The following is a 1,078-nucleotide window of genomic DNA, read 5'->3' on the forward strand; positions in this document are numbered from 1 at the left end:
TGAAGTTGCCCCGGTTCCGCAGAGCGTTCCGCGCTTTCGCCCTCAAGCGGCAGCGCGGTGCTTCTTCTCGTAACCAGCGGGTGACTCGTAGTCGAGCGCGGAGTGGCGCCTGAGCGGGTTATACCAGCCTTCGATGAAGCGGAAGACGGCCATCCGCGCCTCGGCGTGAGACGTGAAACGGCGGCGTGCGAGCAGTTCACACTCGAGTGTAGCGAAGAAGCTCTCACACATCGCGTTGTCGTACGCATCGCCAACGCTGCCCATGGAGGGGCGCACGCCGGCTTCCTTGCACCGACGCCCGAAGCCAATCGAGGTGTATTGCGTCCCTTGGTCGCTGTGGTGCACGACGTTCTGGGGCTGACGCTGCCCCACGGCCATGTCGAGTGCCTGCACGACGAGCTCCGTCTTGAGGTGGCCAGCCATGGCCCAGCCGACCACTTTGCGGCTCCATGCGTCGAGCACGACGGCGAGGTAGAGGAAGCCGGCGTGCGTCGGGATGTATGTGATGTCAGCAACCCAAAGCTGGTCGGGTCCAGGGGCCACGAATTTGCGGTCGACCAGGTCGGGCACAGGGCGTGCGCGTTCGTCGCGCGTCGTTGTGACACACCACCTGCGGCGACTGACGCCCTCGAGGCCCGCTGCCCGCATGAGACGGGCGACACGCTTGCGGCCGATGTGCACACCCTCCGCCGCGAGCTCGGCGTGGATGCGCGGCACGCCGTAGGTGCCGTCGCTCATCGCGTGGATGGCGCGAATGCGCTCGCTGAGGCCCGCGTCAGCGACCGCTCGCTTCGAGGGCAGGCGCGTCCGCCACGCGTGGTAGCCGCTCTCGGACACCTCCAGGACACGGCAGAGCGTCGTGATGCCGTGGACGGCCTGATTCGCCTTCACGAGTCGGTACGCCGCTTGGGCGTCGCCACGGACTCCTGCGCGAACCAGGCCGCAGCTTTTTTTAGGATGTCGCGCTCCTCGCGCAGTACCCGCACCTCGCGCCGCAGCCGCTCGAGCTCAGCGCGCTCATCCGAGGCGACACTGCTCGCCCTGGGGGCTGGCCTGCCCTCGCCATTGCTGCTGGGGG

Annotated in this window: 1 pseudogene; it reads right to left on the bottom strand. The window is 67.6% G+C overall.

Going from position 1 to position 1,078, the window contains the following annotated elements:
• Positions 1 to 42 precede the first annotated feature (42 nt).
• Positions 43 to 1,078, bottom strand: a pseudogene (locus HV826_RS36350) (IS3 family transposase); the annotation flags it as partial.

Origin of the sequence: Myxococcus sp. AM010 (genome assembly GCF_013372585.1) — a bacterium.
GTDB lineage: Bacteria > Myxococcota > Myxococcia > Myxococcales > Myxococcaceae > Myxococcus > Myxococcus vastator.